Source organism: uncultured Anaerococcus sp., assembly GCF_963510915.1.
GTDB lineage: Bacteria > Bacillota > Clostridia > Tissierellales > Peptoniphilaceae > Anaerococcus.
Genome location: NZ_CAUPHG010000126.1, coordinates 1 through 3,686, shown reverse-complemented (window position 1 = coordinate 3,686; position 3,686 = coordinate 1). Strand labels below are relative to the sequence as shown.

The 3,686-nt window shown below is 30.2% G+C and carries 6 protein-coding genes; 5 read left to right on the top strand and 1 reads right to left on the bottom strand.

Translation table 11 applies throughout. The features are described from left to right. The 3 genes from RQ893_RS08500 to RQ893_RS08490 all read left to right on the top strand — a co-directional run. A partial coding sequence (locus tag RQ893_RS08500; protein ID WP_311482587.1) for a hypothetical protein occupies window positions 1-773 on the top strand: 773 nt, incomplete at its 5' end. 307 nt (window positions 774-1,080) lie between these two features. After that, on the top strand, window positions 1,081-1,260 hold the full coding sequence (locus RQ893_RS08495) for a hypothetical protein (RefSeq protein WP_311482586.1): 180 nt from the start codon (window positions 1,081-1,083) through the stop codon (window positions 1,258-1,260). A gap of 80 nt (window positions 1,261-1,340) precedes the next feature. Further along, window positions 1,341-1,970: a replication protein gene (locus tag RQ893_RS08490; RefSeq protein ID WP_311482585.1), complete on the top strand. Its 630-nt coding sequence runs from the start codon at window positions 1,341-1,343 to the stop codon at window positions 1,968-1,970. Window positions 1,971-1,994: 24 nt separating this feature from the next. Here the strand turns inward: RQ893_RS08490 and RQ893_RS08485 are convergent, their stop codons facing one another. Continuing rightward, the gene (locus RQ893_RS08485) at window positions 1,995-2,528 is read right to left on the bottom strand and encodes a hypothetical protein (protein ID WP_311482584.1); all 534 of its coding nucleotides are present in this window, start codon (window positions 2,526-2,528) and stop codon (window positions 1,995-1,997) included. A 60-nt stretch (window positions 2,529-2,588) separates the two neighbouring features. On the opposite strand from RQ893_RS08485, the gene RQ893_RS08480 reads away from it, so the two are divergent. Together RQ893_RS08480 and mobV are read left to right on the top strand one after the other, a co-directional pair. Next, window positions 2,589-2,777: a hypothetical protein gene (locus RQ893_RS08480; protein ID WP_311482583.1), complete on the top strand. Its 189-nt coding sequence runs from the start codon at window positions 2,589-2,591 to the stop codon at window positions 2,775-2,777. A gap of 433 nt (window positions 2,778-3,210) precedes the next feature. After that, window positions 3,211-3,686, top strand: a 476-nt coding sequence (mobV, locus tag RQ893_RS08475) for a MobV family relaxase (RefSeq protein ID WP_311482582.1), incomplete at its 3' end; no start/stop codon positions are given.

The window sequence follows — 3,686 nt, the reverse complement described above, 5'->3', positions numbered from 1 at the left end:
AAAAAAATATAGAAAAAGTTTCAGCAAAAGAAGTTATAAATCTTCAGGATCTAAAAACTTTTCACCCAGATTTGCAAAATTATTTGCAACAACAAATGCAAATGCAGTTGTCAATCATCACCGAAGAAACAAAAGAGCAAGGAAATAAATCTATAAAAGAATTACAAGCAGAAACAAACAGACAACTCACAGAGCAACGTGCTATTGCTTCTAATTTAAGCATAGAGAATGAAAAAGCTAAAAAGGATATACAACTACTTAAAAACGAAAAAGACTCTGTTAAGAAAGAATTAGAAGCTATTAAGGGCAAAAAAGATATAGTTACAGTACAGTTTAATAATATTTCTAATAAAGTTAAAGGCTATAACCTTAGGGAAGATGAAATCAAAGCTATTTATAATAAAGCTCAGGTTACACCTTTTGGAACTATTAAAGGCATAAATAAACAAGAGTTAAAAGACTTGGCTAATGGAGCAATTAAAGGTGCTAGGCTTCAAATTAAAGTTGTTGATTTGGAATCACAAATCAATAAAAAAGATTTGGAGATAGACCGTCTGGATAGACAAGCTCCAACTCTTGAAGAGCAAATCAAGAACGCTACAGAACTTTCAAATCTTCAAGATAAAGTTAAGAGCCTTGAAAAGACTCTTGACTTAAAAGAAAAAATACTTGATAAAATGCCTAAAGATTTAGTCGTTAAGGTGGCTCAAGAGGTTGCTAAGGCTGCTCAAGAAATAGCAGCCAAGTCAATCGCAAATGAAAGAGAAAGATAAACTAAACTTTTTTTTAATAAAAGTTAAGTTTAAATTAATTAAGTCCAATTTTATTTGGACTTTTTTTTATATAAAAAATAAGCTTTTTTTTATTCACGAGGGGGGCGCACTACGACCGCCCCCCTATGGGTGACTTGTGACATGTGAACGAAGAGCCAACACCAACACGCCAAAAATATTGAAATATCAACAAAAACTAGGATTTTTAAAAATTCAAAAATTATAGGCAAAAAAAAGCCTTGACTTCAATCGCTTTTTGATGTATGATAAAAATATAAGGCAAAGAAAATAGGAAAGGAGAGTTATAGTGATAAAAAAATTAAAAAAAGAATATAGAACTAGTTTTTCTCTTGATAATGACATCAAAGATAAAATATTAAAATTGCAAGCCTTGCTTCAAATTCAAACAGGCGAGCAAGTTAATAAAACAGATGTTGTTGAACAGGCTATTAATATGATGTACGAAAAGGTTGAAAATAGTTTTTAAATAAAAAAAAAGAGACTGTCTGCAAACAGTCTCAAGCCAAGGCCTTATTGTTTTATTTATCATCACTAAAATTATAACACATGGAAGAAAAAAAAGCAACATTCAAGTATGAAAAAATTAAAAAAAGATATTGGACTTTTGTCCTATATCCTGAGTCAGCTCCAGAAGACTGGAGAGACATTTTGCAAAGAACTGGACTAGAAATTGCAGTAAGTCCTTTGCACGATAAGGACATCAATCCTGGAACTGAGGAAGTTAAAAAACCTCACTATCATTTGATTTTATGTTATGAGGGTCCTACTACAGGCAACGCTGTGAAAAAGCTGACTGATGAACTCAATCAGCCTATACCTTTGCCGATCGACAGTGTGAGGGGACTTTATAGATATTTCACACACAAGGATAATCCAGAGAAGTTTCAGTACGATGAAAAAGATATTAGTTTTATAAATGGATTTGATATTGCTGACTATTCTGATTTAAGCTCTTCAGAAGTTTCTAGAATAAAATTAGAACTTACTAAGTTTATTAAAGAATCAGACTTGACAGAATATTCTGACTTTATGGATAAAATTATAGAACTAGACAAGCAAGATTATTTTTTAATTGCTTCAACAAATACGATATATTTTAATAACTATTTGTGTTCAAGACGAAATAAAATTAGAGAAGAAAATGATCTAAATATTTTAAGAAATATAAAAAAATAAAGCCTATCTAAATAGGCTTTATTTTTATCTATAGACTACTTCAAGAGATTTTGAATCTTCAATTATCTCAGGAACATAGTTATCTTCAGTAGTCCAAGTTTTTACAATTTTACCATTATCATGTTCTTCCCAAAGAACTTTTTCTTTATAAACATCAAAATCAGCAAATAAACCTAGTTTGCTTAGTCTATTTGGATCGGCAGGAATATGTCTACCTAAACTTATAGGATATGATACTCTAAATTCAACTTCTACATCTTTATATCTAAATGTAAAGCTAATGCTAGAATCATTTTCAGATGTAAGTTCATATTCGCTTGTGTGAGACCAAGTATCACAACCTTCTACATAACCTATAAATTCATGCACTGTGTCTACTCTTCTTCTTCTTATTACTTTATGAGTATAATAGTGGCCGTAATCTCCAGGTGCTCTTAAAATACTTGCTTCGTCATTAGTAATATTTCTATCTATTTTGTTTGATGCAGCATATATATTTTGATTGAAAATAGATAGAATAAGTGCTAAAATTAAAACAGAAATCTTTATTTTTCTCATAATGAAAAACCCCCTTTATTTAATTATACATCAAATTATATTAGAAAGAAAGGATAAAAAATGAAAAAAAGAATTTATTTTTTGTTAGGAATTATTTTAGTTTTAATTGGTAGGACGAAAAAGTTTATAAATTATAAAGAGTTTATAATAGTTGGAGAAATAATTTTATTAATTGTTGGATTATTTGTTTTTATTGATATAATTAAATTCATTGATAAGAAATTTTTTAATAATTCAAATATAAAATAAAATTTTTATATTTTGCTTTTTTGTATCTGCACGGAGCGAAAAAAAAGTCAAGAGGGCATACTTGCCGGTGGAGATTTTGAGCTTGCGAAAAATACAACCGCTTGCCTCTTGTACTTTTTGAAGCGACATAGGCTGTCTAATAAAAGGGGCTTGTCCCCTTTCTGCCTTAAGCGGCGAACGAGAGGTTTTTGGTCAAGCTTTTTTTCAAAAAGTTTGTAGGAGTTTTGAGGACAAAGTCCTCAATGTTTGTATTAAATATTTTAAATTTATCTTGATGAATTTATAGAACTAATACAAACTAAAAGGGGTCGAGGGGCAAAGCCCCCGCAAGTCAAAACGAAGTTTTGGTACAACTTGCTACACCAAAATATATATTGGTTGCTAATACTCTTAAAATGTGCTATAATTAATACAGAAAGGAGATGCAAAAACTATGGCTAATGTGCAAAAATATACTCGCTCTGCTGTCGGTCATTTATTCGCCCACTATGAACGCCAACATGATGCTGATGGAAATTATATCAAGTTTAAAAATCAAAATATTGACACAGAGAAATCAGATCAAAATTATAATTTACATCAGTCCGATAAGACACAACTTGACCTATATCACGATCGTCTTTCTCAGGTAAAATGTCTCAACAGAAAAGACGTCAATACAATGTGCTCTTGGGTTGTTACTGTTCCAGAAGAAATCAAAAACAATCCAGAAAAACAAAAAGAATTTTTCAAAAATACTTATGACTTTTTAAATAATCGTTATGGAAAAGAGAATTGTATTTCTGCTCATGTTCATATGGATGAAGTTACTCCTCACATGCATTATAGTTTTATACCTGTTACTTTTGATGCTAAAAAAAATATAGAAAAAGTTTCAGCAAAAGAAGTTATAAATCTTCAGGATCTAAA